A 26,989-nucleotide genomic window follows, 5' to 3' on the forward strand; every position below is an offset into this window, starting at 1 on the left:
AACTAACGATAAAAAAAGGCGCTCCAATCAGGAGCGCCTTTTTTCCATTTAGGCTGATTTGGCCATCCGCTTGCGTTCATGCGGATCCAGATAACGCTTGCGCAGGCGGATCGCGTTTGGCGTCACCTCCACCAGTTCGTCATCGTCGATATAGGCAATCGCTTCTTCGAGGCTCAGCGTGATTGGCGTGGTCAGGCGTACCGCTTCGTCTGTACCAGAGGCACGAACGTTGGTCAGCTGTTTGCCTTTCAGCGGGTTCACTTCCAGATCATTTTCACGGCTGTGCTCACCGATGATCATACCAGTATAAACGTCTGTTTGCGCACCGATGAAGAAACGGCCGCGATCTTCGAGCTTCCAGAGCGCGTAAGAAACAGCAACGCCGTTTTCCATTGAGATCAGAACACCTGCACGACGACCCGGGATCGGACCTTTGTGCGGTGCCCATGAATGGAACACACGGTTCAGAACACCTGTGCCGCGCGTGTCGGTTAGGAATTCGCCGTGGTAACCGATCAGACCGCGCGATGGCACGTGGGCCACGATGCGGGTTTTGCCAGCACCTGCTGGCTTCATCTCGACCAGTTCGCCTTTGCGCACGCCGGTCAGCTTTTCGATCACCGCGCCAGAGTATTCGTCATCCACGTCGATTGTAGCTTCTTCGATAGGCTCGTGGCGGACGCCGTCGATTTCCTGAAACAGAACCTGCGGACGCGAGATTGACAGCTCAAAACCTTCGCGGCGCATGTTTTCGATCAGAACGCCCATCTGGAGTTCACCGCGACCCGCAACTTCAAACGCTTCGCCACCAGGGGTGTCGGAGATTTTGATCGCTACGTTGGATTCGGCTTCTTTGTGCAGACGCTCGCGAATGACGCGTGACTGGACTTTCTTGCCGTCACGACCCGCCAACGGGCTGTCGTTAATGCCGAATGTCACAGTGATGGTTGGTGGATCGATCGGCTGTGCGGGGATGGCATCCACAACGGATTGCTCCGCCAGCGTGTCTGCCACTGTCGCTTTGGTCATGCCGGCGATGGAGACGATATCGCCTGCTTCTGCCACGTCGATCGCTGTCTGGTCCAAGCCGCGGTAAGCAAGAATTTTCGTGCAGCGGAAGTTTTCGATCAGTTTGCCGTCGCGCGACATTGCTTTGATTGTCTGACCGGCTTTCAACGTGCCGCTTTCGACGCGGCCTGTCAGCAGGCGGCCCAAGAAGGGGTCGCCGCCCAGTGTTGTTGCCAGCATTGTGAAAGGCTTGTCTGTGTCTTCGATCTGCTTGGGGGCAGGGACGTGCTCAAGGATCAGCTCGAACAGGGCGCTCAGGTCTTTGCGCGGGCCGTCCAGCTCCATGTCGGCCCAGCCAGAGCGGCCGGAAGCGTACATTGTAGGGAAATCAAGCTGTTCGTCTGTGGCGTCAAGGTTGGCGAACAAGTCAAAGCATTCGTCCAGCGCGCGATCAGGTTCGCCATCGGGCTTATCGACTTTGTTGATAACCACGATGGGTTTTAGGCCCAGTTTCAACGCTTTGGATGTTACGAATTTGGTCTGTGGCATCGGGCCTTCGGCCGCGTCTACCAGCAGGACAACACCGTCAACCATCGACAGGATGCGTTCTACTTCGCCACCAAAGTCAGCGTGGCCGGGCGTGTCAACGATGTTGATCCGCGTGCCTTTCCATTCGACCGAGGTCGGTTTGGCGAAAATCGTGATGCCGCGTTCGCGCTCCAGATCGTTGCTGTCCATGGCGCGCTCAGTGGTCGCCTGGTTTTCACGGTAGGTGCCGGATTGTTTCAAAAGTTCGTCCACCAGCGTCGTCTTGCCGTGGTCAACGTGTGCGATGATTGCGATGTTGCGCAGGTCCATTTGGATTACCTTGTCTCAGGGGGTTGAGCGGCCTCTACCGTGCATCCGCAGCAAAGGCCAGCAAAAAACCCCTTGGACCTTAACGGTGCGGGTTTCCGCTGCGTTAGTGTGGTGATGCTGCCGAAAACAGGTGGATGACGGCAATGCCGCCAATGATCATGACCATGCCCAGAACAGCGGGCAGATCAAGCTTTTGACCAAAAACCATCCAGCCTATCGTTGCGATCAGAACGATGCCAAGACCGCTCCACAATGCGTAGACAACGCCAACGGGCATCGTGCGCAAAGTGATCGACAGCAGATAAAACGAAACAGCATAGGCCAGAACCACCAATACCGAAGGGCCGACCCGCGTGAACTGTTGGCTGGCCTGAAGGGCCGTTGTGCCGATGGTTTCTGCCATAACGGCCAAAGCAAGGATAAGGTAAACGGGCATGAGCGGTGGCTTTCATAGTGGAAGTTGTGCGGTTTCCTTGATCTCTTCCATAACAAAGCTGGCAGAGACATCGGAAAGTGGCACGCGGGCAATCAATCGCTGATACAGTTGGTCGTAGCCAGCCATATCGGCAACCCGAGCCCTTATGAGGTAATCCAGATCGCCGCTCATCCTGTAGACGCCCTGAATTTCGGGCATGGCTTTCGTTGCCGAGGAAAATTTCTTGAGCCAGTCGGGCGCATGTGCGTTGGTTCGAATTTGCATGAAAACCGTGAGGCCCAACCCGAGTTTGCGCGCGTTGAGCGTGGCGATGCGACCGGTGATGACGCCTGCGTCCTCCAGTGCGCGAATGCGCCGCCAGCAGGCGTTGCGCGACAGGCCCACATCTGCGCCCAGCGCCTCAAGGGATTGTGCCGCGTCACGCTGCAAAGCGTTCAGAATCTTTCGGTCTATTGTATCAATGTCATTCATATTCCTACTATCTTGGGATATTATCCCAAGATCAATGGGTGTTCTGCGAAGATTGGGATAAATGTGCAGCTAGTGTGGGGTAGGGTGTCCGAACCCTCAAACATCAGGAGCCGCCATGATCACCCGTATTTTTCTGGAACACCCCGCAAAGGTTGATGAGACTTTTCTTGAGCATATGGCCTTTGCAGGCAAATTTGCAGGAAAGCTGTTTCTCGCTGCTGGTGCTGCGCTGGTTCATGCGGTGATCCCCTGCCTGTTCGAAAAGACTGCCAGCACCATTATTGCTGACCTCTACGCCAAAACCCACAATCGGGGCGCGTGAATGTGTCGTTGGGCTGCGTGGCTCGGAGAGCCGCTGTTTATTTCTGAAATTCTTAGTGCTCCTGCCCATTCGCTGATCCACCAGTCGCGCGAAGCATCAAAGTGCAAGACAGCGATCAATGCCGACGGTTTCGGGCTTGCGTGGTATGGTGAGCGGCCCGAACCGGGGCTATATCGTGATGTTTATCCCGCGTGGTCTGATCCAAACCTGCGAAGCATCGCGCAACAGGTCAAATCGCGCTTGTTTATGGCGCATGTGCGCGCGTCTACTGGCACCGCGACCAGTCGTAACAATTGCCACCCCTTCGTGCAGGGTGGGTGGTCTTTCATGCACAATGGTCAGATCGGCGGGTTTGATCAATTCCGCAGACATGCAGAGCAGTTGATACCCGATGACCTTTATCCTCACCGAAAAGGGGCCACCGACAGCGAAGTTTTGTTCCTGATCGCCAGCGCATTGGGGCTGGATGCGGCGCCACAAGCTGCGATGGAACAAGCGGTCGCGCTGCTTGAACAGATGTCGACAGAGCGTGGGATCGGCCCGCATGTGCGGTGTACGGCAGCCTTCACTGACGGGCGCGCGCTGTATGCCGTGCGCTACGCCTCTGATGTGTTTGCGCCATCCCTGTTTTATCAGTGGTCCGAGGTCTGGCAGGGCTGGGCTGTCGTGTCAGAACCTTACGATGCTGCGGCGGAGAACTGGATTGAGGTGCCCAAAGGCAGTTTCTGCCGGTTTGAGGGCCGTGATTGCGTCATTTCCACCTTTGCGCCCACACACCGCGCCGAAGATTTGCTCAAGTCAGCATAAGCGGCCTGTCAGGTTGCGATATACCTGTCACGACGGTGGTTGATCGTGATGATCAGGTTCAGCACCAATGCCCCGATCAGCGAATACCCAACGATTGATAGCGGCAGGATAAACAGCGCCACACCGAAGATCACTGCATCGAACATCAGCTGCACCCAGCCCGCGCGAAAACCGGTTGTGTCCTGCACAATCAGGGCAATAACGCCCAGCCCGCCAAGCGAGCCGTTGTGCCGGAACATCGCCAGCAGTCCAAGACCAACAAGTCCGCCAAAGGCAACAGCGGCAAAACCGGCGCTGAGTTCTGTAATTTTGATGAAGTCCGGCAACATCTCCGTCACCACGGACAGCATGGTTACGCTGATGAGTGATTTTACCGTGAAAGCAGCGCCCAGTCTGCGCCATGCGATGAGGTAGAATGGAAGGTTGACCGCAAAGAATGTGATTCCGAAGCTATAGCCGGTCATATAGGACAGGATCACGGCGACCCCGGCAGTCTGACCCGTGAAAAGGCCGGCCTGCGTGAGCAGATGTAAGCCAAAGCCACATAAAAATACGCCAAGCGAAAGTCCTTGGACGTCATCAAGCAGGGTGTGATCGGGCTTTGGATCAGGCATGTGCATGGTTCGGCACTTAGGGCAGAAATGCTGACCTTCCAATGCTTGCTGACGCATTTCCTTGCGTCAGCAAGCGCTGTGGCTGAAAGATTTTGCCGGTGCCGCACCGTTGCCCAAAAAAGCAGCGACGATGCACGCGAAAGGGCCGCATCGGAATGCGGCCCCTCAGGTAGCAATATGTCGGCGTTTAGCCCTTGAGGGCCTTGTTCAGGTTCTCATCGACCTTTTCAAGAAAGCCCATCGTGGTCAGCCAACCTTGATCCGGCCCCACCAGCAGGGCAAGATCCTTGGTCATGTCGCCGGATTCAACCGTATCAACGACGACCTTTTCCAAAGTCTCGGCAAAGTTGATCAGAACCTTGTTGTCATCCAGTTTACCGCGGTGCTTCAGCGCCCCAGTCCAAGCGTAGATAGAGGCGATGGAATTGGTCGACGTCTCTTCGCCTTTCTGATGCTGGCGGTAGTGGCGCGTCACAGTGCCGTGCGCAGCCTCTGCCTCAACAGTCTTCCCGTCGGGGGTCATCAGAACCGACGTCATCAGACCAAGAGAGCCAAAGCCCTGTGCCACAGTGTCGGACTGGACATCGCCATCGTAGTTCTTACAGGCCCAGACATAGCCGCCGTTCCATTTCATCGCACATGCAACCATGTCGTCGATCAGCCGGTGTTCGTATGTAATGCCCGCTTCTTTGAATTTCTCGGCAAATTCAGTCTCGTAGATGTGCTGGAATAGTTCAAGAAACCGACCGTCATACTGCTTGAGGATCGTGTTCTTGGTGGACAGGTACACAGGCCAGCCTTTGACAAGGCCGTAGTTCATCGAGGCGCGGGCAAAATCGATGATGGATTTGTCGAGATTGTACATTGCCATCACCACACCGGAGTCGGGCGCGTCAAAGACCTCGTGTTCGATTTCTGTGCCGTCTTCGCCAACGAATTTGATGCTCAGCTTACCAGCGCCGGGGAATTTAAAGTCCGTCGCGCGGTACTGGTCGCCAAAGGCGTGACGGCCGACGACGATAGGCTTGGTCCAGCCGGGCACAAGGCGCGGCACGTTTTTGCAGATGATCGGTTCGCGAAAAATAACGCCGCCCAGAATGTTGCGGATGGTGCCATTGGGCGAACGCCACATTTTCTTGAGGCCGAATTCCTCAACGCGTGCTTCATCGGGGGTGATCGTCGCACATTTAACACCGACACCATATTTCTTGATCGCCTCAGCGGAATCGATGGTGATCTGGTCGTCAGTTTCGTCGCGGGCCTGAATGCCCAAATCGTAGTATTTCAGATCAATATCCAGGTAGGGCAGGATCAGCTTTTTCTTGATGAAATCCCAGATGATGCGGGTCATTTCATCACCGTCAAGCTCAACAACGGGGTTCTCTACCTTGATCTTGGTCATGTGCGGTCCTTTGGATAGGGTGCTTATTTCTAGGCGGCTTAGCGTAATTTCGATGATAGGGGAAGTCGGTGTACGATGGTATACCGTTTAGATTTCATTGCTTGCGAAGATCTGCGAAATAACGCGCAATCTTTTGGCGTGCAAAGACCCACAGACCCGGTGCGCCAATCGCAATTTTTGCACCGACGCGGTTCGCCACTGTTTGCTCGTCGACTTTATATTCGACCCAACTGCCACCGCCTGACATCAAGTTCTGCATTGGTGGCTGGAACCGATCAAGCGATTTTGCAAATTTTGCCGAAGGGGTTTGTGCGGCTTCGAACTCTTCCCAGATGGCGCGCAGGCTGTCGCGCAGATCGTCGGGCAAGAGGCCGAATATCCGGTCCGCCGCTGCCTGTTCCTTTGCAGCCATGTCGGCCGCGTCATAGGTGCCGAATATGGGATTGTCGCCTGCATCAATTTCGACCAGATCGTGCAGGATAAGCATTTTGATGACGCGGGTGATGTCAACGTCCGGGTCGGCCTGATCAGACAAGACAAGCGCGTAAAGCGTCAGGTGCCACGAATGCTCGGCAGAGTTCTCATAGCGGGACGCATCGCACAATGTGGTGCCCCGAATGATCTGCTTGAGCTTGTCTGCCTCATTGAGAAAGGCAATTTGTTGCTCAAGCCGGTCAGTCATTCGGAGGCGGTCGCGCGGTAGTTTTTAAGTTTGGCCGCCAGGAATGCGCGGCCCTTTTGTTCGGCCATCCGTGTGCGGATCGCGGTCAGAAACGCTTCTTCAAGTGTTTGGGAAGAGGCGCCCAGCACATCGCCGACTTCCATGAACAAGCGGTCCTCGCCGGTCTCTTTCTGAACGGCGAGGCATTCTTCGGCCAGGGCGTTGGCCATTTTGATGACTGCATCATCTGCCATTAGCGGGTGTTCTCAGTCAAACGGCGGCGGACGTATTCGGTGGTCGAATCGATCAGCGTGTCCATATGCGGTTCTTCAAAGAAGTGGCCCGCACCCTCTACTTCTTGGTGGGTGATTGTAATGCCCTTCTGCTCGTGCAGTTTGTTCACCAGATTGACCGTGTCGGCCGGTGGTGCCACGCGATCGGCGGTCCCGTTGATAATCAGACCGGAGGCAGGGCAGGGAGCAAGGAAGCTGAAGTCATACATGTTGGCCGGTGGAGATACAGAAATGAACCCCGTGATCTCTGGGCGGCGCATCAGTAGCTGCATACCGATCCATGCACCAAAGGAGAAACCTGCAACCCAGCAATGCTTGGAGTTGTTGTTCATGGACTGTAAATAATCGAGCGCCGAAGCTGCATCGGACAATTCACCGATACCCTGATCGTATTCGCCCTGACTGCGCCCGACACCGCGGAAGTTGAACCGCAATACCGTAAAGCCCATCTTGTAGAAGGCGTAGTGCAGGTTATAGACCACCTTGTGGTTCATCGTGCCGCCAAATTGCGGATGTGGATGCAGGACGATTGCAATTGGCGCATCGCGTTCTTTTTGCGGGTGATAGCGGCCCTCTAGGCGTCCTTCGGGTCCGGGAAAAATGACCTCGGGCATGAATGTACTCTCTCACAGGGTTCGAAGGGACAGATGATATTCTTGACGAAATCGGTCGGAAACCTTAGAACAATTCTAATATGTGGCTCCACTTCAAGCGGACCACGTTCGATGGATGTAGGCATTTAGGCCGCTAAGGTCAAACAAAAGCCTTGGCTGAATAGGGAATTGGCGATGAAGCTATCGACAAAAGGGCGTTATGCGATGGTGGCATTGGCCGATATTGCACTGCAACCGGCTGACACCCTTGTTTCGCTTGGTGACATTGCGGAGCGGCAGCAGGTGTCTCTTCCGTATCTTGAGCAGTTATTTGTAAAGCTGCGCCGAGCCGAACTGGTTGCATCTGTGCGCGGTCCGGGCGGCGGGTACCGACTGGCCAAGCCAGCGTCGGAAATCCGTGTGGTCGATATTCTGGCTGCGGTAGACGAGAGCGTCGATGCAATGCACAAGGGGGCAGGAGCGTCAGGCGGCGCATCCGGCTCACGCGCGCAGTCCCTGACCAATCGCTTGTGGCAAGGTCTGTCGGCGCATGTCTATGTGTTTTTGCACCAGACGCGCTTGTCGGATGTGGTGAGCAATCAGATGACGCCTTGTCCGGCTGTGCCGAATCTTTTCGCTGTTGTGGATGAGTAAGGCGTTGGATTTGGATATTTTTGGCCAAAAGGAATAGGCGGAGAGACTATGGGCAGGGTTTACCTTGATCATAACGCGACCACGCCTTTGCGTGCTGAAGCGCGGGCGGCGATGATTGACGCGATGGATGTCATCGGCAATCCGTCTTCTGTGCATGCCGAAGGGCGTGCGGCCAAGATGTTGGTTGAGCGCGCCCGTGCGCAGGTCGCGACGTTGGTCGATTGCAAGCCGCAGCAGGTGATCTTTACCTCCAGTGCGACCGAGGCGGCGGCCTTGGCGGTGGCGCAAAAGGCGCGGCACGGTAGTGTTTTCGCCGCATTACCCACCGAGCATGACTGCTTGGGTGTTTGGTCCGAGCGTCCGATGGTATCATTGACGGGTCGGGACGGGGCCGTATCACCGCATGGCGCTTCCGAGTATTTGAATTTTGTAACGGCTTTGGCCGGGGATGCTTGGCAGGAGGGTCGTGGACCTGTTGCATTGATCGCGCATTCGGCAGCGAACAGTGAAACAGGGATATTGGGTCTGTCCGGTAAAGTCATCGGTAGCGGTCGGATAAATGCTTCGAAGGCAGGAGCGGTCCCCTATTCAACGATATGTGATATCACCCAACTGGCTGGAAAGATGGCTGTACTCTATGATGACGTCACGCCGTCTTATGCGATTTTATCCGCACATAAGATGGGTGGGCCAAAGGGCGTCGGGGCGCTGATCAATTTCACAGCCGATGACCCCGAGCCGATGTTGCGCGGCGGCGGACAGGAAATGAACCGACGATCGGGCACGGAAAATATCATAGGTATCGCCGGTTTTGGCGCGGCGGCCGAGGCTGCCGGGCATGACGTTGCGGCCGGCAAATGGGATGAAGTGGCCAAACTTAGAAATATTCTAGAAAAGACTATTGCGGCTGCTTCAAAACAGACTATTTTTGTCGGGAAAGCCGCTGCGCGGTTGCCGAATACATCTTGCATGCTGACCCCCGGATGGAAGGGGGAAACGCAGGTGATGCAGATGGATCTGGCGGGATTTGCGATCTCTGCTGGATCAGCCTGTTCCAGCGGAAAGGTAAAGGCCAGCAAGGTTCTGTTGGCCATGGGATATGACGAGGCTGAAGCCGCTAGTGCGATCCGTGTATCGCTTGGGCTTGAGACGACAAAAGAAGATGTAATGCGCTTTGCGGATGCTTGGAGCGCGAAATTCGAAAAACACCAGATGCGGGCGGCCTAAGCCCGACGCGAGAGGAAGATGACCTTGGATAATACAATCGTAAAAGACGGTGTAGATCAGGAAACAGTTGATGCGGTGCGCGAAGTCGGCGGTGCCTATAAGCATGGCTGGTCCACCGATATCGAAATGGATTATGCGCCGCTTGGTCTGAGCGAAGACATCGTCAAGCTGATCTCGTCCAAAAACGAGGAACCAGAGTGGATGACAGAATGGCGCCTTGGTGCCTATGCCCGTTGGCAGCAGATGCGCGAACCTGACTGGGCGATGGTGGATTATCCCGAGATCAACTTTCAGGATCAGTACTACTACGCCCGCCCCAAAAGCATGGCGGTAAAGCCGAAGTCTTTGGATGACGTGGACCCCAAGTTGCTTGAGACCTACAAAAAGCTGGGCATCCCGTTGAAGGAGCAGGCCATACTGGCTGGCGTCGAGGGCGCCGAGGAAATGTCGGATGCGCCGCGCAAAGTTGCTGTAGACGCGGTTTTCGACAGTGTTTCTGTCGGTACGACCTTTCAGGACGAATTGAAAAAGGCGGGCGTTATCTTTTGCTCGATCTCCGAGGCGATCAAGGATCACCCCGAGCTGGTGAAAAAGTACCTTGGGTCGGTCGTGCCGGTTCAGGATAACTTTTACGCCACGCTGAACTCGGCTGTGTTTTCGGATGGGTCCTTCGTATACGTGCCGCCCGGTGTGCGCTGCCCGATGGAGCTGAGCACATATTTCCGCATCAACGCAGAAAACACGGGCCAGTTTGAGCGCACGTTGATCATCGCCGACAAAGGTTCATACGTGAGCTACCTTGAGGGCTGTACCGCGCCGCAACGCGATGAAAGCCAGCTGCACGCAGCCGTGGTTGAGATCATCATCGAGGAAGACGCCGAAGTGAAATACTCCACCGTTCAGAACTGGTATCCCGGTGATGAGAACGGCAAAGGCGGCATCTATAACTTCGTTACCAAACGTGCCGATTGCCGTGGCGACCGTGCCAAAGTAATGTGGACGCAGGTCGAGACAGGCTCCGCTGTGACGTGGAAATACCCGTCCTGCATCCTGCGCGGCGATGACAGCCAGGGCGAGTTTTACTCAATCGCTATCGCCAACAACATGCAGCAGGCCGATACGGGCACCAAGATGGTTCACTTGGGTAAACGCACCAAGTCGCGGATCGTCTCCAAAGGTATCTCGGCCGGTAAGGCGCAGAACACCTATCGTGGACTGGTGTCGATGCACCCGAAAGCGAAAGACAGCCGCAACTACACCCAGTGTGACAGCCTGTTGATCGGCGACCAATGCGGGGCGCACACAGTGCCTTACATTGAGGTGAAGAATAATTCCTCTCGGGTCGAGCATGAGGCGACCACATCCAAGGTTGACGATGATCAACTGTTCTATTGCCGTTCGCGCGGGATGGATGAGGAAGAAGCCGTGGCACTGGTGGTGAACGGCTTCTGCAAGGACGTGCTTCAGGCGCTGCCGATGGAATTCGCGATGGAAGCACAAGCCCTTGTGGCGATCTCTCTCGAAGGTTCTGTGGGCTGATGCAAAAGCTGCTGAAGGAAACAGGCATTGCTGCCATCGTCTATTTCGCACTCAGCCTTGGCTTGGGCTTCGGAATAGACGAGGGCGATGGCTGGCCGGAGGCATTGATGTCTGCGGTGATCTTTTCCGGATTCTACTTTGTCGTCGGGCTTTTGATCCTTTGGTATAAGAAGCGCAATTCATGATCCTCACCACTACAAATAGCGTCGAAGGGCGTGCGATTGCTGCCTATCAAGGCATCGTCGTGGGGGAAGCAATCATGGGTGCCAACATCGTGCGCGATCTTTTTGCGCGGGTGACAGACATCGTCGGTGGCCGTTCTGGTCAGTATGAAAACAAGCTGCGCGATGCGCGTGAAGCGGCCATGCGTGAACTTGAAGACGAAGCGCGCGCAAAAGGTGCGGATGCGGTTGTTGGAATTGATATCGACTATGAGATCATCTCGGATTCGATGATGATGGTGTCGGTCTCTGGTACAGCGGTGAGCCTGAGCTGATGGCAGACGTTGCGGTCTCCAAACCCCTCCGCCTGCATTGGTGGAAGGCGGTGCCGAATTTCGGTGATGCGATCAATCCGTTGGTCGTAGGCCATGTGTCAGGGCGTGAGGTCACCCATATGGGGCCGCGCCGCGCTGACATGTTTGCGATTGGCTCCATGTTGCAGGTGGTCAAACGCAGCTTTAAAGAGCCGCGCGAAAATGGTGAAAAAGTATGTGTCTGGGGCACGGGACTGTTGAACCCTGTCTTTGGGCACGACTTTTTGAAGCAGGTCGATCTGGCGCTGGTGCGCGGCCCGATTACGGCAGCTTTGCTGAAATGCGAAATGAAGCAATTCGGCGACCCGGGGCTGTTGATCAATGATGTGCTGCCATTCAACGGCACGCGTCAGGACCGTATCGGGATCGTGCCGCATTTTTCGCTGATCGAAGACCGTGATCTGCTGGCTTTTGTTGCTTCCGATCCGGCTTACCTGCTGATCGATCCACGCGACGAACCAACCAGGGTGTGCGAAGCCATTGCCTCATGTGCGCATGTCTTTGCATCTTCTTTACATGGTTTGATCGTCGCGGATGCCTACGGGGTACCTAATACTTGGATCGAACCAGAGGGGCAAAGCTGGCTCAAATATCTCGACTACGCTGCATCTGTCGGGCGTCGTGACATGATGGCACCTTTGGCACTGGATGAGGCAAAGGCGCACAAAACTGCCCAGATTAACTATGCAGACGGTATCCATGCCGCACGCGAAGCCCTGTATGAGAGCTTTCCCGCGCGACTGAAATCAACGGCCTAAGGGCCAAACACACACACCGGCGCGATACGCGCCAGACCGAACAAAAAAGGAGCATTTCCATGCTGAGCATTAAGAACCTTCAGGTGAAACTGGAAGACGAAGACAAGCAAATCCTAAAGGGTGTCGATCTGGAAGTCGAAGCTGGCAAAGTGCATGCCATAATGGGGCCGAACGGGTCTGGTAAATCGACGCTATCCTATGTTCTGTCCGGTAAGGACGGGTACGAAGTGACAGGCGGTTCCGCAACGCTAGAAGACGTGGACCTGCTTGAAATGGAGCCGGAAGAGCGCGCTGCCGCAGGTCTTTTCCTTGCGTTTCAATACCCTGTAGAGATCCCCGGTGTCGGCAACATGACGTTCCTGCGTACAGCGGTGAACGCCCAGCGTAAGGCGCGTGGCGAAGAAGAAATGTCTGCCGCTGAGTTCCTCAAGGTGGTCCGTGCCCGTGCGAAAGAACTGAAGATCGACGCCGACATGCTGAAGCGTCCGGTCAACGTTGGCTTCTCCGGTGGTGAGAAAAAGCGTAATGAAATCCTGCAGATGGCCATGCTTGAGCCAAAGATGTGCATCCTCGATGAGACAGACTCGGGTCTGGACGTTGATGCGATGAAGCTGGTGGCCGAAGGCGTGAACGCTCTTCGCTCCGAAGGCCGCGGTTTCTTGGTTATCACGCACTACCAGCGTCTTCTGGACCATATCAAACCAGACGTAGTGCACATCATGGCGGATGGCCGGATCATTAAAACCGGTGGCCCCGAGCTGGCCCTGGAGGTCGAAAACAACGGCTACGCAGATATCCTCGCCGAGGTGGTGTAATGGCAGACGCAGCAGTAAAATCCGATCCCACAGAAGCGATGATCGCGTCGCTGTCTATGCCCGAAGGGACATGGGCGGCATCCGCGCGTGAGGATGCTTTAGCGCGCTTGCGTGTTATGGGCTTGCCCCAGCGACGCGACGAATACTGGAAATACACCCGCCCGGACACGCTGACCCAGATCGGCGCGCCCAAAGCGGCTGTTCTGGCCAGTGACGAAGCGCCGATGTTTGATGGCGTGGACCGTCTGAGAATTGTCTTTGTGGATGGTGTTTTTGACGCGGAAGCATCTGACGATCTGACGCTGGAGGGTGTCAGCATCGAACGCTTGGCGACTGCGGACGCCGATCTGCATTGGGCAAAAAGCGTCTACGGTGTGCTCGAGACACGTGGACAAAACCCTGTTGAGCGTCCGTTGGCCGCGTTGAATACAGCCTTTGCAACAGACGGTATCCTGATCCACGTCAAGGGTAAGGTCAGCAAGCCGATTAACCTGATATATCACCACAAATCAGACACTTCCGATGCGATTCTACATCACTGCGTTAAGCTGGAAGAGGGCGCCGAGGTAACGGTTCTGGAAAACGGTCCGGCAGCGGCGCGCTTCAACAAAGTGATGGAAGTCGAGGTTGCGGATAACGCATCCTTCCACCACATCCGCGCCCAAGGCCGCGATCACGAACGCCGCGCAGCCACGCATATCTTTGCGCGGTTGGGTACGGAATCTGCCTTCCGGTCTTTCACCATGACAGTGAACGGCCAGCTGACGCGCAATGACTGCGTGATCGAGCTGACAGGCGACGATGCCATCGCGCATGTCGCGGGTGCCTGCGTTGGTGACGGAGACTTCCACCACGACGATACGGTGTTCATCACCCATGATGCGGTGAATTGCCAAAGCCGTCAGGTGTTTAAAAAGGTGCTGCGCAACGGGGCGACAGGTGTGTTTCAGGGCAAAATCCTGGTTAAAGCCGATGCGCAGAAAACCGATGGGTATCAGATAAGCCAGTCGCTGCTTTTGGACGGCGACAGCCAGTTCCTCGCCAAGCCCGAGCTTGAGATCTATGCCGATGACGTGGCTTGCAGTCACGGTTCCACGTCGGGTGCCATTGACGAAGATGCGCTGTTCTATCTGCGCTCTCGCGGGGTGCCTGAGGGTGATGCGACAGATCTGCTAACATTGGCATTTCTTGCCGAAGCTGTGGATGAGATCGCGCATGAAGACCTGCGTGAGGACATGACAGCACGGCTTGGTGCATGGCTGACGCGGCGCCGGAGCTGAGATGGCGCTGACGCAGGACATCATTGCCACCTACAAGGGGCCAGGGCGCGTCGTTGAACGCTTTCTGTCGCAGGGCCGCAACGAAGTGCGCGCACTTCTTTTTCTGTTGATTGCGGGGATATTGATGTTCGTTGCGTCCACGCCTTTTCAGGCACGCGAGGCCCAGTTGGACCCGGAGGTTCCGCTGGCCGCGCGCCTGTACTGGAGCGGCTTTTTCTACGTCTTTCTTCTTCCCATCCTGGTTTATCTCTTTGCGATTATCATTTGGGGGTTGGCCCGCGTTGCCCGCCGCCAGATCACAGGCTTCGAGATACGCTTTACCCTGATCTGGGCGCTTCTGGCGGCAACGCCGGTTGCCTTGTTGCTGGGGCTGACAGCAGGCCTCATCGGTCCGGGCATTCAGGTAAAGGCGGTTGGCGCGCTCTGGTTGGCGGTGTTCGGGTGGTTCTGGATCGCGGGGCTGCTGCGCGCAGATGGGTCACGCTGATGGTGGATCGTGGTGTCGTCATCAATCTGGCTCTGGAAACCATTCAAAGCCCGCGCAGCGCGGCAAAGAAAATCATGTCTCTGAATCTGAGCCGCGATGTGTTGTGGTCGGGTCTGTTTCTTGTGGCTGCGATCAACAGCATTATCTACAGCTTCTCTTTGTTGTTCAGCGATACGTCGATGTTGCCGGCCCTGTTCAGCAATCCAGTGCTGTTTTTTGTGATCGTGACGGGCGTTTTGATCCTGACGATCCACGGGTTCTACTGGACCGGCCGCGCCATAGGCGGGAAGGGCGAGTTTGGCGATCTGTTGGCCCTGTTGGTCTGGTTGCAAGCTTTGCGTGCCGTGGCGCAGCTGGTCATGTTTGTTCTGATGGTGGTTTCGCCTGTGTTGGGGCAGTTATTTTCGCTGGGCGTCGGTATTCTGGGGCTTTGGATCACCGTTAACTTTATTACCGAAGCGCTGCACCTGCCAAGCGTGTTGCATGCAGTGGGTGTTGTTGTGCTGGCGGCTGTCGGCATCGTCTTCGGGCTTGCTATTCTGGCGGGGCTGATTGGCCTTGGCGCCATGGGAGTACCTTCTAATGTATGATGTCACAGCAATTCGTGCGGATTTCCCGATCCTGTCGCGGGAAGTGAACGGTAAGCCGTTGGTCTATCTGGATAACGGCGCTTCTGCGCAAAAGCCGAAGGTTGTCATTGATGCAATCACCAATGCCTATTCCTTTGAATATGCTAATGTTCATAGGGGGTTGCACTACCTTTCCAACCTTGCCACCGACAAATACGAGGCAGTGCGCGGCAAGGTGGCGGGATTTCTTAACGCGGCTTCCGAGGATGAGATCATCTTCAACTCTGGCACGACCGAAGGGATCAATATGGTTGCCTACGGCTGGGCGATGCCCCGCATGGAGGCAGGCGACGAGATTATTCTCAGCGTAATGGAGCACCATGCAAATATCGTGCCATGGCATTTCCTGCGCGAACGGCAGGGGGTGGTGATCAAATGGGTCGACGTGGATTCTACCGGCGCACTTGACCCTCAAGCGGTAATCGACGCGATCACACCACGCACCAAGCTTATTGCAATTACTCATATGTCCAATGTGTTGGGGACTGTAGTTGATGTAAAATCAATAACCGCCGCTGCGCATGCCAAAGATGTTCCAGTGCTTGTAGACGGCTCTCAGGCGGCAGTGCACATGCCGGTGGACGTTCAGGATATTGACTGTGATTTTTACTGCGTGACGGGTCACAAGCTTTACGGGCCTTCCGGTTCCGGTGCGATCTATGTCAAAGCCGACCGTATGAATGAGATGCGACCGTTCATTGGCGGCGGTGACATGATCCGGGAGGTCACCAAAGACACTGTGATCTACAATGATGCACCGATGAAATTCGAGGCAGGCACGCCGGGTATTGTTCAGACCATCGGTCTGGGCGTGGCGCTTGATTATATGAAGGGTGTTGGGCTGGAAAATATCGCGGCCCACGAGGCAGCGCTGCGCGATTATGCCGTGACCAAACTGGCAGGGTTGAACTGGATTCAGGTGCAGGGCACCACGCCAGACAAGGGCGCGATCTTTAGCTTTACGATGGACGGCGCTGCCCACGCGCATGACATCTCGACCATTTTGGATAAAAAGGGTGTTGCGGTGCGCGCTGGTCAACATTGTACCGGACCGCTGATGGAGCATTTGGGCCTGAATGCGACCTGCCGTGCCTCTTTCGGAATGTATAATACCACGCATGAGATCGACACGTTGATCGAAGCGTTGGAACTGGCGCACGAACTTTTCGCGTGACGGTTTTTTGAATTGCAGGGGCGGTTGGTTGCTACTATACCGCCCTCAGTGGACCCATAGCTCAGCTGGATAGAGCGCTGCCCTCCGAAGGCAGAGGTCGCTGGTTCGAATCCAGCTGGGTTCACCACTTTCCCTTTTGCGATGACATGCGTAACGTCCTGTAAAGCCAGCGATTGGTTGCACCAAAAGGAAGCGTTTATGTCAGATTTCACCACCAGACCGGAGATCCGCGGCAGTTTTGGCGTGGTTACCTCCACCCATTGGATCGCGTCTGCTGTTGGCATGTCGATGCTGGAAAAGGGCGGAAATGCATTTGACGCGGCTGTCGCCACTGCGTTGGTGCTGCAAGTGGTCGAACCGCATCTGAATGGTCCGGCTGGCGACATGCCCGCCATTTTCCATTCGGTCGAAACCGGTAAGACACAAGTGCTTTGCGCGCAAGGCGTAGCGCCCCAAGCGGCGACAATTGCGCATTATCATGAACAGGGTCTGACTTTGGTGCCCGGATCTGGGCTTTTGGCGACAGTGGTACCGGGGGCGTTTGACGGGTGGATGTTGATGCTGCGCGATCACGGCACGCTGTCGTTACAAGAGGTGATGCAGCCTGCAATCGACTATGCCAAAGATGGTCATCCTGTGCTGCCGCGCGTGGCTAATACCATCGCAGGCCTTGCCGGTTATTTCGCGGAACACTGGCCCAGTTCGGCGGCGGTTTGGGCGCCGGATGGCGCTGCGCCGGCCCCTCACGCAATGTTCAAGAACCCCGATCTTGCAGCAACTTACGCCAGATTGGCGCATAGCGAAGGTGCCATACGTGAAGAGCAGATTGATGCTGCGCGCGCGGCGTGGCGCGAAGGTTTTGTCGCTGAAGCGATCTTTGACTATTTGAAAGACGCTTGCGTGATGGATGTCTCCAAGCAGGCACATAGGGGCGTGCTTGCCCCCCGTGACATGGCTGACTGGGAAGCGACCTATGAAGACACGTTAAGCTATGAATACCACGGTTGGACAGTTCACAAGACCCACGCCTGGAGTCAGGGGCCGGTTATGTTGCAGGCGCTGGCGATCCTCAAAGGCTTTGATCTGGGGGCGATGGACCCGATGGGGGCCGAGTTCACCCATACTGTCATTGAGGCGATGAAGCTCGCCTATGCGGACAGGGAGGCCTATTACGGCGATCCGGCCCAGAGCGATATCCCGATGGAACACCTGCTGAGTGATTCCTATTGCGATGCGCGGCGCAGCTTGATCACATCTCGGGCTTCGCTTGAACAGCGTCCCGGTCGCGTGCCTGGGTTCGAACATCTGGCGGAGCGTTACATCGAAAGGGCGGCTCGCGACTTTGACGTGGGCGAGGTGGCAGCGCAGGAACCGACAATGTCCCACCTCACGGAAAAGCGTGGGGATACCGTGCATCTTGATGTGATCGACCGCTGGGGAAATATGGTCAGCGCCACACCGTCGGGCGGCTGGCTGCAAAGCAATCCGGTGATCCCCGGCCTTGGCTTCGCGCTGAACAGCCGCGCACAGATGTTCTGGCTGGAGGAGGGCCTACCGACTTCGCTGGCACCGGGGCGCAGACCGCGCACCACGCTGACGCCCAGTCTTGCGGAAAAGGATGGCACGCAGCTGGTTTTCGGCACACCGGGGGGGGACCAGCAGGACCAATGGCAGCTGATCTGGTTCTTACGTTTTGTCCATCACGGGCTGGGTCTGCAGGAAGGCATGGACGCGCCCTTGTTTCATTCGATGCATTTTCAGGGATCGTTCTTTCCGCGTGAGGTCCGCACAGGAGAGATGATGATTGAACCAAATGTTGGTGAGGTGGTGATCGCTGATCTACGTGCACGCGGCCACATTGTAACCGTGGCAGAACCGTGGAGCGTGGGCCGGTTGACTGCCGCCATGCGCAGCCCCGACGGGGTGATGCGTGCCGCAGCCACGCCGCGTTTAATGCAAGCCTACGCCATTGGCAGATAGGGAAGTGATGCGATGCTGATCGAAGCCGGACCAGATACCTGTCATTGGGGCTTTTTCGATGCGGGCCTTGAACCTGTGGCGACAGTGGAAAGTGGTGATGAGGTCACGATCAATACCGTGAGTGGCGGACCCCAAGTGCTGCCACCCGAGGGGTTCCATATCCCACCCGAATTGCTGGAGATCCACGCCGGCGGACAGCCCGGTATGCCCGGTCATATCCTGACCGGTCCGGTGGCCGTTGCAGGCGCGCAGGCCGGCGATGTTTTGCAGGTGGACATCCTTGATGTGCAGCTGCGGCAGGACTGGGGCTATAACGTGGTACGCCCTTTGGCTGGCACGCTTCCGCTTGATTTCGACGAAACACATCTGAGCATTCTGCCACTTGACGCGCAGAAAGGGGAGGCAACGATGCCATGGGGGTTAAAGCTCTCGCTGGCGCCATTTTTCGGCGTCATGGCCGTGGCACCACCGCCTGCGTGGGGACGCATTTCAACGATTGAGCCGCGCGCCCATGGCGGCAATCTGGATAACAAAGAGCTGGTGGCGGGCAGCACGCTTTATCTGCCGGTCCATGTAGATGGGGCGTTATTTTCTTGCGGAGACGGGCACGGTGCGCAAGGCGATGGCGAGGTTTGCGTGACAGCTATTGAAACCGCGTTACAGGGGCGTTTTAGATTGACCCTGCGCCGAGACATGGATGTCACCTATCCTGAGGCAGAGACGTCTACGCATATCATCACAATGGGTATGCACGCGGACCTTGATCAATGCGTTGAGATTGCGTTGCGCCGGATGATCACTGTTGTCGCTGCGCGGGCAGGGATCAGCCGTGCACAAGCCTATATGCTGTGTTCACTGGCCGGTGATCTGCGGATTACCCAAACGGTAAACCGTGAAAAGGGCGTTCATATGATGCTCGCCAAAAATCTGCTTTAGAATAGAAAAGGGGCAGCGAAATACGCTGCCCCTAGGTCGATGTTTATCTAGGGTTAGCCCCGGCGGCGGCCACCGGTGCGTCCGGCGCGGCCACGGCCTTCTTGGCCTGCTTTTGGTGCAACCTTGTTGAACTTGATCCAGTCGCCGCCGTGGGGGTCACGGTCAAACAGGAAGTTGGCGGCGCGAATGGCCTCCATCTCTTTGCCCGGACGCGGCAGCGTCGAACCCATTCCAAACAGATTCACAAATACTTCGTCATCCATGCCTTCGGGCAGGATCAGACCAAGGGCGGCAAGCTCTGCTTTTTTCTCTGCAATTTTGGCTGCATTAACGGGCAGTGCCACAGGGTTCATGATGGCCGATGTCATACCTGCGCCCATGGCCATTGGCAGGAAGGCATTGTTGATGCCGTGACGGTTGGGCAGGCCAAAGCTGATGTTGGATGCGCCACAGGTTGTGTTTACACCCAGCTCTTCGCGCAGGCGGCGCACAAGGGTAAAGACCTGATGACCGGCAGTCGCCATCGCGCCAATCGGCATGACCAGTGGATCGACAACGATGTCATGGGCTGGAATGCCAAAATCAGCCGCACGTTCAACAATCTTTTTGGCCACGGCAAAGCGCACATCGGGGTCTTCGGAAATGCCGGTGTCATCGTTCGAGATCGCTACAACCGGCACATTGTATTTTTTGACCAGTGGCAGCACCAGCTCAAGTCGTTCTTCTTCGCCTGTGACAGAGTTCAGCAGCGGGCGGCCTTCGCAAGCCTCAAGACCGTTTTCAAGCGCGCCAGGAACCGAGCTGTCGATGCAGATCGGGCAATCAGTCACGGCTTGCACGCGCTTGATCATTTCCGGCATCAACATCGGCTCGACAAAGTTGTTGTCGGCATAGCGGGGGTCTTCTGCCATCTTGTTGGAAAAGACGGCGCCAGAGTTCACGTCTAGAATGTTTGCACCGGCAGCCACCTGCGCAATAGCATCTGCTTCAACACGGGAGAAATCGCCACGCTCAAGCTCTTCGGCAAGTATCTTGCGGCCTGTCGGATTGATCCGCTCTCCGATGACGCAGAACGGCTGGTCAAAGCCGATGATGGCGGTTTTTGTTTTGGATTCGACGATCGTTCTGGTCATGTTTAGTCCTATTTATCCGGCGTTTGCAGGGACAGCGGAATCGCCGCCATGTTTGTGCGCCCATGTGGCGTTGGTCTTGATCCCGCCAAGCGGGAAGAAATGCACATGAGAGATGTTGAAGTCGGGGTTGGCGGCTTTGTGGGCAGCCAATTCGCGCAGCACGTCTGTCGGCTCGTAGGGCAGCAGCAGCTTGGTCACATCCATCGCGCGCTTCTGGAGTACTTTGAGCGATGGGCCGACGCCGCAGGCGATGGCGAATTTGATCAGCGTTTGCAGTTTTGCAGGTCCTGCAATGCCGATGTGGACGGGCAGGGTGATCCCGGCGTCGCGCAGGCTGTCGGCCCAGGCAATGATTGGCTTCGCTTCAAAAGCGAACTGCGTTGCAATCGCCATCTTTGCGTCCGTGCGCGTCTGGAAATCGTTTTTCCAGCGCAGGGCAGCATCGACATTGGCTGTGCCTGATGCGTCGATGTCGCGGTTGCCTTCCGGGTGTCCCGCGACATGCAGGCGGGTGAAGCCTGCTTTGTCAAACAGACCGGTCTCCATCAGTTGCATACTGTCAGAGAATTCACCGCAAGGGCTCGCAACTCCGCCGGCCAGTAGCAATGCCTGCTTTACGTTTGCTTCTCCCTGATAGCGTGCAATCCAGTCCGCAAGGGTGGCGCGGTCTTTGATGATACGGGCCGGGAAGTGCGGCATGACGGAATATCCATCGTCATTCAAACGCTTGGCCGTCGCGACCATGTCTTCGATGGGCGTGCCTTCGATATGTGCGATATAGACGCGGGTGCCTTCGGGCAAAAGCGCGCGAAAGTCTTCGACCTTCTCTGCTGTGCGGGGCATAACTTCGATAGAGAAGTCTTTGAGAAAGCTCACGATTTCGGGATTAACCCCTTCATCGGCAGGCTCTGACTTTTTGCGGAAATTCAATAGTGCCATGCGCAGGCTCCTTCCAAAATCGAAACGCGGGCGATCAGGCCCAGCCATCGTTTGCAATCAATGATTTGATACGGTCGCGATCGTACTCTTGGTCCAGACGGGCAGCTTCGGCATCGGCCGCGGCAGCGTCATCACCTTCAACGGTATAAGGGTCTGCTTTGCGCCATTCGGCCAGATAGGCATCGGTATCTTCCGCGCCAACCTTCATGGCAGCGCGGTCAATCGCCTGCTCAAAGCGTTCCGGAAGAATGCGCTTTTCGCCGCGCCGACCTTTGCCGACGATGACCTGCGCGGGAATATCCCGCCAGTAGACCACAACCACTTCAGCCATGCGCGATTCCTCCAACCTGCATTACGTTTCAATCTCTCTAGCGGATGGGGGGCACTGCACGAATGTCGTTTTCGACAATAACGGCACCATCCGCGACCTTTGTATATCCCACGGCACTTGGTGCCGCGAGGGGTGCGAATGCCCATTCCCCGCATGAAGATCATGCGCTTGATTAAAATCGGTGGTCTTTGTCGCTCGCGGGTGCTTGCGCCAGAGCCGCGCAAGACGTATCGTGGGGACAACTCGTAATGAAAGGCGCATACCATGGCGCCAAAGCGCTCCAAAGGTGCGGGCGCGCTCGAACAAACAAAACCGACGGTTCTGAGCCCCGCGCCAGTTTCGTCCAGATCGAACGACCTATATGCGGCCCTTGATCTGGGCACAAATAGCTGTCGCATGTTGATTGCCCAACCAAAGGGCGGTGGTTTTCATGTGGTGGATAGTTTCTCGAAATCCGTCCAGCTTGGCGCGGGGCTTGAGAAGACCGGGCGATTGTCGCGCGGATCAATGACGCGTACCATTCAGGCATTGCGCATCTGCCAGCAAAAACTCCGCCGCAATAAAGTCAAACGCATGCGCCTTGTCGCAACCGAGGCCTGCCGCCGCGCCATTAACGGTGATGATTTTATGCGCCGCGTGACCCGTGAAACGGGGTTGCGTCTGGACATTATCGCGCCAGAGCAGGAAGCCCAGCTTGCTGTGATCTCTTGCGCGCCCTTGGTCAGTCCGAAAACGGAAAACCTGCTGGTAGTGGACATCGGTGGCGGATCGACCGAATTAGTCTGGATCGACATCTCTAAAGTGCCCAAGCGGGACCGTGCCCAATCGATCATGCGGCTGCATAATGGATTTGTGCAAGCCCCGACCGATATTCCGGCCGCGCGGGTGGTTGACTGGATCAGTGTGCCGCTGGGGGTGGCGACGCTGCGCGACCAGTTCTCTGACGTAGAAGATGATGCAGCGCGCTTTGCGTTAATGAGCTGGTTTTTTGAAGAGAACCTGACCGACTTTACTCCCTATCAATCCGCACAACCGCAAGAACGGTTTCAGATTGTTGGAACGTCGGGTACAGTCACGACAGTGGCGGCAAGCCATTTGGGCTTGCGCCGATATGACCGGACCAAAGTGGACGGGCTGCGCATGACCAGCCAGCAGATTGACAAGGTGATTCACAAATACCTCGCCATGGGGCCAGAGGGCAGGCGGGTTGATCCGTGCATCGGGCACGACCGCTCTGCGCTGATTATGTCAGGCGCTGCCATCTTGCAGGCGCTGATGCGCTGTTGGCCGACAGACCGGCTAAGCGTTGCGGATCGCGGTCTACGCGAAGGCCTTTTATATGCACAAATGAGCGCGGACGGCGTGCTTGAAGAAGGAACATTCTGATGGGCAAGACGCCGACAGGAAAGAATATATCAGGGCGCGGACAGCGTGACCTTAAGGTAAAAGTGAAATCTGCGCGCGGACGCAAGCTTAGTTCGACCCGCTGGTTGCAGCGGCAGTTGAACGATCCGTATGTCAAACGCGCCAAGGCCGAAGGCTATCGCGGGCGCGCGGCATTCAAGATTATGGAGCTTGACGACAAGTACCGGTTCTTGGTCCCGGGCGCACGGATTGTTGACTTAGGGGCTGCTCCGGGCGGCTGGTGTCAGGTGGCGGTCAAACGCTGCAACGTACTGGGTGAAAAAGGCGGCAAATCGCGCGGCACCATTCTGGCTGTAGACTTGCAAGAAATGGAGCCGATTGCCGGCTGCGAGATTCACCAGCTTGATTTCATGGAAGACGACGCGGACCTGAAGGTTAAGGAATGGCTGGGTGGTCGTGCGGATGTGGTTATGTCCGACATGGCGGCTGCATCTTCGGGCCACAAACAGACCGACCACAACCGCATCATCGCTTTGTGCGAAGCGGCGGCCTATTTCGCCTTTGACGTGCTGGACGAGGGCGGCACATTTGTGGCCAAAGTTCTGGCTGGCGGCGCGGAGGGTGAACTGCAACAGCTGCTTAAGAAGCGCTTTCGCAAGGTTGCCAACTACAAACCGCCGTCGAGCCGTCAGGACAGTTCGGAGAAGTTCGTCGTTGCGATCGGCTTTAAGGCCGATGATGCGGAGCCGCCAGAGGCAGAGTGATTTTGCGGGATCGGACGGGTCGATACGGTTCTCTTGGTGCGATTTGACGCAGCATATTGACGGTCATAACGATAGTGTCGGCCGCATAGCTTGCGCGCTTTCGTACTTCTTAAATGACTAGGCGACCAAGTTGATCAAGAGCGCGCCTGTCACGCTGTTGGAGGCAATTGAAATTCATTGCATGGGCATCAGACGACATTGCTTTATAGCGACAGCTAGGTGTCCATGAAGGGCAAATTCAATGATACCTCTGCTGTAAGGAGGTTCTCCGGAACTATCGTGCCATGGCTGAAGTGGCGCGGTTCATGTGAAACAAGAATCCGCGCCAAGAAGTCGAATTCCGATAGAGAAAAATCTTCTACTACCGACGGAGCCTATACTCAGCATAGTGTGATAGTGTGGGGCGATGTCCTGTCGTGATTGGGGATATAGAGATTATGCCAACACTTACGGTGCAGTAGTAAAGTGATACTGGTCGAAAGACTTAAGCTTAAGGAAGGGACTGGGTTGCTCAATGCAAATTGCGCAAAGTCTATTTGGGTGCCATAGGAATATTTTGGTCAAAGCAGTCCGTCTATCTTCCATCTGTGCAATGATGAAGGATCTGTTGGAGCAGTCAGCGATGCGTGTCTCAATGTATGGAAAAGGCCGCTTTCCGGATTCCCGGGATCAGCTGGCAAATGAATTTCTGACATACGGACGATTATGAGTTGATCGCCCGAGCCTGTGGTGCCGTCCAATGTTGAATTGTCGCCAAGAGTGCTTTTTTCGTGATTGGTTTAGATAAAAAACCATCCATCCCGGCGTCTAGGCAGCGTTCCTCATCCTCTTGCAGGGCGTTTGCCGTAAAGGCCACAATCGGACAATGTTGGTAGGTCATTTCCGTCTCGAGCTTGCGGATGGCTTGTGTGGCTTCCAACCCGTCCATCTCAGGCATCGATACGTCCATGAAGACAACATCAGGTCTGATCTCAGCGAATTTTTTCAAGGCCTCGTGACCGTTGTCGGCAAATGTTAAGGACATGGAGGAATTAGCCATCATTTTCTTCACAATAAACTGGTTCGTCTTATTGTCTTCTGCCACCAGTATTTTCAGAGGTGCTGTGGGATTGTTGAGCACGTTGGGCAATTTGACATGACGCGGTTTGTTGGGATTTACCTGCAACGACTGGACGATTGCTGCCCGAAGGCTTTTTGATTGAACCGGCTTAAGGAGCAATTCGCATGGGCTGTACTTCGACTTGATGGAGATGCTCATGGCTTGGTCAATGGATGACAAAACTATGAGAGGGGTATCTTTATACGAAGCCAAGCTTCGGATGCGACATGCAAGTTCTTCACCATTCATCTGTGGCATTTGATAATCCTGAATTATCAAGTCGAACTTTTCCTCTGTCCGCTCAAGAATTTTTAGTGCTTCGGCACCAGACGAGGCAAGGACGGAAACCATGTCCCAGCTTGCCAGCCGCTCCGACAGGATTTTACGATTAAGCTCCAGATCATCCACAACAAGAACGCGCAAACCTCTCAGTGGCACAGTTATATTGTTTGTACTGGGCGGAATCTCTGGTGCTGTATGCAACGGCAGTTCTATAGCGAAAGTCGATCCTCTCTCTCCTTCCGATTTTACCGTTATCCGACCGCCCATCAGTACCAACAGCTTCGATGAAATAGCCAATCCAAGGCCGGTGCCTTCGAATTGCCGGTTCCGCGAGCTGTCTACCTGCTCAAACGCATTGAATATTTGATCTATCCGGTCATTTGGAATGCCAATCCCGGTGTCTGCAACTTTGATTTCCAGATCGTAATGTCCCGGACTTTTCACGCCTGTAACATCCACATAGACATATCCCTCAAGCGTAAATTTGACGGCGTTACCTACGATGTTTGTCAGCACCTGCCGAAGTCTACCAACATCCCCTTCGAAAACGGTCGGCAGTTCAGGATCATAGCGCAATACGACCTCGACAGAGCTTTCTCTGGTTTTTGCCGAGAGCAAGGTCACCACGTCGCCAATTGTGGCCTGCAGATCAAAAGGAGCAGGCTCCAGTACTGTTTTCCCGGCTTCTATTTTTGAGAAATTAAGGATGTCGTTAATGATTGCCAGCAACGCCGATCCTGATGAGGATATTGTTTCAGCGTACATTCTTTGATCTTCATCAAGCTCGGTTTCCAGCATGAGTTCGGTCATGCCAATCACGCCATTCATTGGCGTGCGTATTTCGTGGCTCATGTTGGCAAGGAAATCAGATTTCGCCTTGTTTGCCCTGTCGGAGTTTTCGCGTTCGATTTCAAGCGCCCGCTCGCGTTCGTCGCGCTCAGAGAAACTGCGTTGCAAGACGTCCACGGATCGGTCGAGCGCTTTGAATTCATGCGACGCAAATGATGCGATCGGCCTTCTTGCGTGGGCTTGACCCGCAATGGCGGCAGACATCCGTTCGTGAATATTCCGCAGGGGACGCATGATCAGGAAATGTATCTGCAATAGAAAGACAGCAGAAAGGGTGAAGATTGCGATCAAGATAATGTAACGCGTGCGACTTACCTTTGAATTTATCAATGCCTGTCCTTCAGCGGTCGACCAATCGATCTCCATAACGCCGAATGCTTCCCCCTCGACGATGATATCACGCTTGAAGCGGCGGAACGCCGCGTCATCTGCTGCTCCATCACGTTCCGCTTGTGCGATCACGCCACCGGAATCGTTTTTAATGATGAGAGAAAGCAATTTCCCGTTGCTTGAAAGAGCTTCGCTGATGGCTGATTCAAGGACAGGCGTATCCTGGACAATGATCGGTTCTATCATCAAGCCGCTGATCAAAGAGACTGTCAGATCAGCTTGGGCCAGAAGATCATCGTTCATCCGGTTGATTTCTGCTCTGCGTTCGTAGCCCTCAATAAGGAACCCCACGATTGCCGCAGCACAGGTCATTGAAACAGCAATCTGGGTGTATATACCCATTTTCTTCATGTGCTCA

The 26,989-nt window shown here is 55.5% G+C and carries 29 protein-coding genes and 1 tRNA gene; 18 read left to right on the plus strand and 12 right to left on the minus strand.

Going from position 1 to position 26,989, the window contains the following annotated elements; genetic code table 11:
- Nucleotides 1-48: 48 nt before the first annotated feature.
- The 3 genes from typA to K3757_RS08775 all read right to left on the minus strand — a co-directional run bounded on the left by typA (nucleotide 49) and on the right by K3757_RS08775 (nucleotide 2,773).
- Nucleotides 49-1,866, minus strand: a complete 1,818-nt coding sequence (gene typA / locus K3757_RS08765; RefSeq protein WP_260001064.1) for a translational GTPase TypA — start codon at nucleotides 1,864-1,866, stop codon at nucleotides 49-51.
- 103 nt (nucleotides 1,867-1,969) lie between these two features.
- Nucleotides 1,970-2,302, minus strand: coding sequence for an SMR family transporter (locus K3757_RS08770; protein WP_260001066.1), 333 nt, complete (start codon nucleotides 2,300-2,302; stop codon nucleotides 1,970-1,972).
- A gap of 12 nt (nucleotides 2,303-2,314) precedes the next feature.
- Entirely contained in the window at nucleotides 2,315-2,773 is a 459-nt protein-coding gene (locus K3757_RS08775) for an Lrp/AsnC family transcriptional regulator (protein WP_260001067.1), read from the minus strand.
- Between the two features lie 115 nt (nucleotides 2,774-2,888).
- Between K3757_RS08775 and K3757_RS08780 the strand changes: the two genes are divergently transcribed.
- Entirely contained in the window at nucleotides 2,889-3,095 is a 207-nt protein-coding gene (locus K3757_RS08780) for a DUF6356 family protein (protein ID WP_260001069.1), read from the plus strand.
- Nucleotides 3,096-3,902 (plus strand): class II glutamine amidotransferase, encoded by an 807-nt coding sequence (locus tag K3757_RS08785; RefSeq protein ID WP_260001070.1) that lies wholly within the window; start codon nucleotides 3,096-3,098, stop codon nucleotides 3,900-3,902.
- Nucleotides 3,903-3,910: 8 nt separating this feature from the next.
- Here K3757_RS08785 and K3757_RS08790 read toward each other — a convergent pair whose 3' ends face one another.
- The 5 genes from K3757_RS08790 to K3757_RS08810 all read right to left on the minus strand — a co-directional run bounded on the left by K3757_RS08790 (nucleotide 3,911) and on the right by K3757_RS08810 (nucleotide 7,486).
- On the minus strand, nucleotides 3,911-4,516 hold the full coding sequence (locus K3757_RS08790) for a YitT family protein (RefSeq protein WP_260001071.1): 606 nt from the start codon (nucleotides 4,514-4,516) through the stop codon (nucleotides 3,911-3,913).
- A 187-nt stretch (nucleotides 4,517-4,703) separates the two neighbouring features.
- Entirely contained in the window at nucleotides 4,704-5,918 is a 1,215-nt protein-coding gene (locus K3757_RS08795; protein ID WP_260001072.1) for an NADP-dependent isocitrate dehydrogenase, read from the minus strand.
- A gap of 94 nt (nucleotides 5,919-6,012) precedes the next feature.
- A complete protein-coding gene (locus K3757_RS08800; RefSeq protein ID WP_260001073.1) occupies nucleotides 6,013-6,600 on the minus strand; it encodes an HD family hydrolase in 588 nt (195 codons plus the stop codon).
- Nucleotides 6,597-6,809: a hypothetical protein gene (locus K3757_RS08805; protein ID WP_260001074.1), complete on the minus strand. Its 213-nt coding sequence runs from the start codon at nucleotides 6,807-6,809 to the stop codon at nucleotides 6,597-6,599. Before K3757_RS08805 ends, K3757_RS08800 begins: the two co-directional genes overlap by 4 nt.
- 23 nt (nucleotides 6,810-6,832) lie before the next feature.
- Nucleotides 6,833-7,486 (minus strand): alpha/beta hydrolase, encoded by a 654-nt coding sequence (locus tag K3757_RS08810; protein ID WP_260001075.1) that lies wholly within the window; start codon nucleotides 7,484-7,486, stop codon nucleotides 6,833-6,835.
- A 174-nt stretch (nucleotides 7,487-7,660) separates the two neighbouring features.
- On the opposite strand from K3757_RS08810, the gene K3757_RS08815 reads away from it, so the two are divergent.
- From K3757_RS08815 to K3757_RS08880, 14 genes are all read left to right on the plus strand, one after another.
- A complete protein-coding gene (locus K3757_RS08815) occupies nucleotides 7,661-8,119 on the plus strand; it encodes an Rrf2 family transcriptional regulator (protein WP_260001076.1) in 459 nt (152 codons plus the stop codon).
- Between the two features lie 48 nt (nucleotides 8,120-8,167).
- Complete coding sequence (locus K3757_RS08820; RefSeq protein WP_260001077.1) at nucleotides 8,168-9,346, plus strand: cysteine desulfurase family protein; 1,179 nt, start codon at nucleotides 8,168-8,170, stop codon at nucleotides 9,344-9,346.
- A gap of 18 nt (nucleotides 9,347-9,364) precedes the next feature.
- On the plus strand, nucleotides 9,365-10,885 hold the full coding sequence (gene sufB / locus K3757_RS08825) for a Fe-S cluster assembly protein SufB (protein WP_260001079.1): 1,521 nt from the start codon (nucleotides 9,365-9,367) through the stop codon (nucleotides 10,883-10,885).
- Complete coding sequence (locus K3757_RS08830) at nucleotides 10,885-11,070, plus strand: hypothetical protein (RefSeq protein ID WP_260001081.1); 186 nt, start codon at nucleotides 10,885-10,887, stop codon at nucleotides 11,068-11,070. Before sufB ends, K3757_RS08830 begins: the two co-directional genes overlap by 1 nt.
- Nucleotides 11,067-11,381, plus strand: a complete 315-nt coding sequence (locus K3757_RS08835; RefSeq protein ID WP_260001082.1) for a heavy metal-binding domain-containing protein — start codon at nucleotides 11,067-11,069, stop codon at nucleotides 11,379-11,381. The genes K3757_RS08830 and K3757_RS08835 overlap by 4 nt, the downstream gene beginning before the upstream one ends.
- On the plus strand, nucleotides 11,381-12,178 hold the full coding sequence (locus K3757_RS08840) for a polysaccharide pyruvyl transferase family protein (RefSeq protein WP_260001084.1): 798 nt from the start codon (nucleotides 11,381-11,383) through the stop codon (nucleotides 12,176-12,178). Before K3757_RS08835 ends, K3757_RS08840 begins: the two co-directional genes overlap by 1 nt.
- 59 nt (nucleotides 12,179-12,237) lie before the next feature.
- Entirely contained in the window at nucleotides 12,238-12,993 is a 756-nt protein-coding gene (gene sufC, locus K3757_RS08845) for a Fe-S cluster assembly ATPase SufC (RefSeq protein ID WP_260001086.1), read from the plus strand.
- On the plus strand, nucleotides 12,993-14,273 hold the full coding sequence (sufD, locus tag K3757_RS08850) for a Fe-S cluster assembly protein SufD (RefSeq protein ID WP_260001088.1): 1,281 nt from the start codon (nucleotides 12,993-12,995) through the stop codon (nucleotides 14,271-14,273). Before sufC ends, sufD begins: the two co-directional genes overlap by 1 nt.
- Before the next feature lies 1 nt (nucleotide 14,274).
- Nucleotides 14,275-14,760, plus strand: a complete 486-nt coding sequence (locus tag K3757_RS08855; RefSeq protein ID WP_260001090.1) for a YIP1 family protein — start codon at nucleotides 14,275-14,277, stop codon at nucleotides 14,758-14,760.
- The gene (locus K3757_RS08860) at nucleotides 14,760-15,350 is read left to right on the plus strand and encodes a YIP1 family protein (RefSeq protein ID WP_260001092.1); all 591 of its coding nucleotides are present in this window, start codon (nucleotides 14,760-14,762) and stop codon (nucleotides 15,348-15,350) included. Before K3757_RS08855 ends, K3757_RS08860 begins: the two co-directional genes overlap by 1 nt.
- Nucleotides 15,343-16,563 carry a cysteine desulfurase gene (locus K3757_RS08865; protein ID WP_260001094.1) on the plus strand — a complete coding sequence of 407 codons (1,221 nt, stop codon included), beginning with the start codon at nucleotides 15,343-15,345 and terminating at the stop codon, nucleotides 16,561-16,563. Before K3757_RS08860 ends, K3757_RS08865 begins: the two co-directional genes overlap by 8 nt.
- A 50-nt stretch (nucleotides 16,564-16,613) precedes the next feature.
- Nucleotides 16,614-16,690 (plus strand) — tRNA-Arg (locus tag K3757_RS08870).
- Between the two features lie 71 nt (nucleotides 16,691-16,761).
- Nucleotides 16,762-18,543: a gamma-glutamyltransferase family protein gene (locus K3757_RS08875; RefSeq protein WP_260001096.1), complete on the plus strand. Its 1,782-nt coding sequence runs from the start codon at nucleotides 16,762-16,764 to the stop codon at nucleotides 18,541-18,543.
- A 12-nt stretch (nucleotides 18,544-18,555) separates the two neighbouring features.
- Nucleotides 18,556-19,479 carry an acetamidase/formamidase family protein gene (locus K3757_RS08880; RefSeq protein WP_260001098.1) on the plus strand — a complete coding sequence of 308 codons (924 nt, stop codon included), beginning with the start codon at nucleotides 18,556-18,558 and terminating at the stop codon, nucleotides 19,477-19,479.
- A gap of 53 nt (nucleotides 19,480-19,532) precedes the next feature.
- On the opposite strand, the gene K3757_RS08885 is transcribed toward K3757_RS08880, so the two are convergent.
- From K3757_RS08885 to K3757_RS08895, 3 genes are read right to left on the minus strand one after another with little or no spacing between them, the layout of a single operon-like run.
- Nucleotides 19,533-20,612, minus strand: a complete 1,080-nt coding sequence (locus tag K3757_RS08885; protein ID WP_260001099.1) for a methyltetrahydrofolate cobalamin methyltransferase — start codon at nucleotides 20,610-20,612, stop codon at nucleotides 19,533-19,535.
- 12 nt (nucleotides 20,613-20,624) lie between these two features.
- The gene (locus K3757_RS08890) at nucleotides 20,625-21,551 is read right to left on the minus strand and encodes a methylenetetrahydrofolate reductase (protein WP_260001101.1); all 927 of its coding nucleotides are present in this window, start codon (nucleotides 21,549-21,551) and stop codon (nucleotides 20,625-20,627) included.
- 34 nt (nucleotides 21,552-21,585) lie between these two features.
- Entirely contained in the window at nucleotides 21,586-21,882 is a 297-nt protein-coding gene (locus K3757_RS08895; RefSeq protein ID WP_260001103.1) for a virulence factor, read from the minus strand.
- 264 nt (nucleotides 21,883-22,146) lie between these two features.
- Here K3757_RS08895 and K3757_RS08900 point away from each other — a divergent pair, with 264 nt between their 5' ends.
- Nucleotides 22,147-23,268 carry a Ppx/GppA phosphatase family protein gene (locus K3757_RS08900; RefSeq protein ID WP_260001105.1) on the plus strand — a complete coding sequence of 374 codons (1,122 nt, stop codon included), beginning with the start codon at nucleotides 22,147-22,149 and terminating at the stop codon, nucleotides 23,266-23,268.
- Nucleotides 23,268-24,011: an RlmE family RNA methyltransferase gene (locus K3757_RS08905; RefSeq protein WP_260001106.1), complete on the plus strand. Its 744-nt coding sequence runs from the start codon at nucleotides 23,268-23,270 to the stop codon at nucleotides 24,009-24,011. The genes K3757_RS08900 and K3757_RS08905 overlap by 1 nt, the downstream gene beginning before the upstream one ends.
- A 703-nt stretch (nucleotides 24,012-24,714) precedes the next feature.
- Here the strand turns inward: K3757_RS08905 and K3757_RS08910 are convergent.
- On the minus strand, nucleotides 24,715-26,982 hold the full coding sequence (locus K3757_RS08910; protein WP_260001108.1) for a response regulator: 2,268 nt from the start codon (nucleotides 26,980-26,982) through the stop codon (nucleotides 24,715-24,717).
- Nucleotides 26,983-26,989: the final 7 nt, after the last annotated feature.

The organism is Sulfitobacter sp. S223 (assembly GCF_025143825.1).
GTDB lineage: Bacteria > Pseudomonadota > Alphaproteobacteria > Rhodobacterales > Rhodobacteraceae > Sulfitobacter.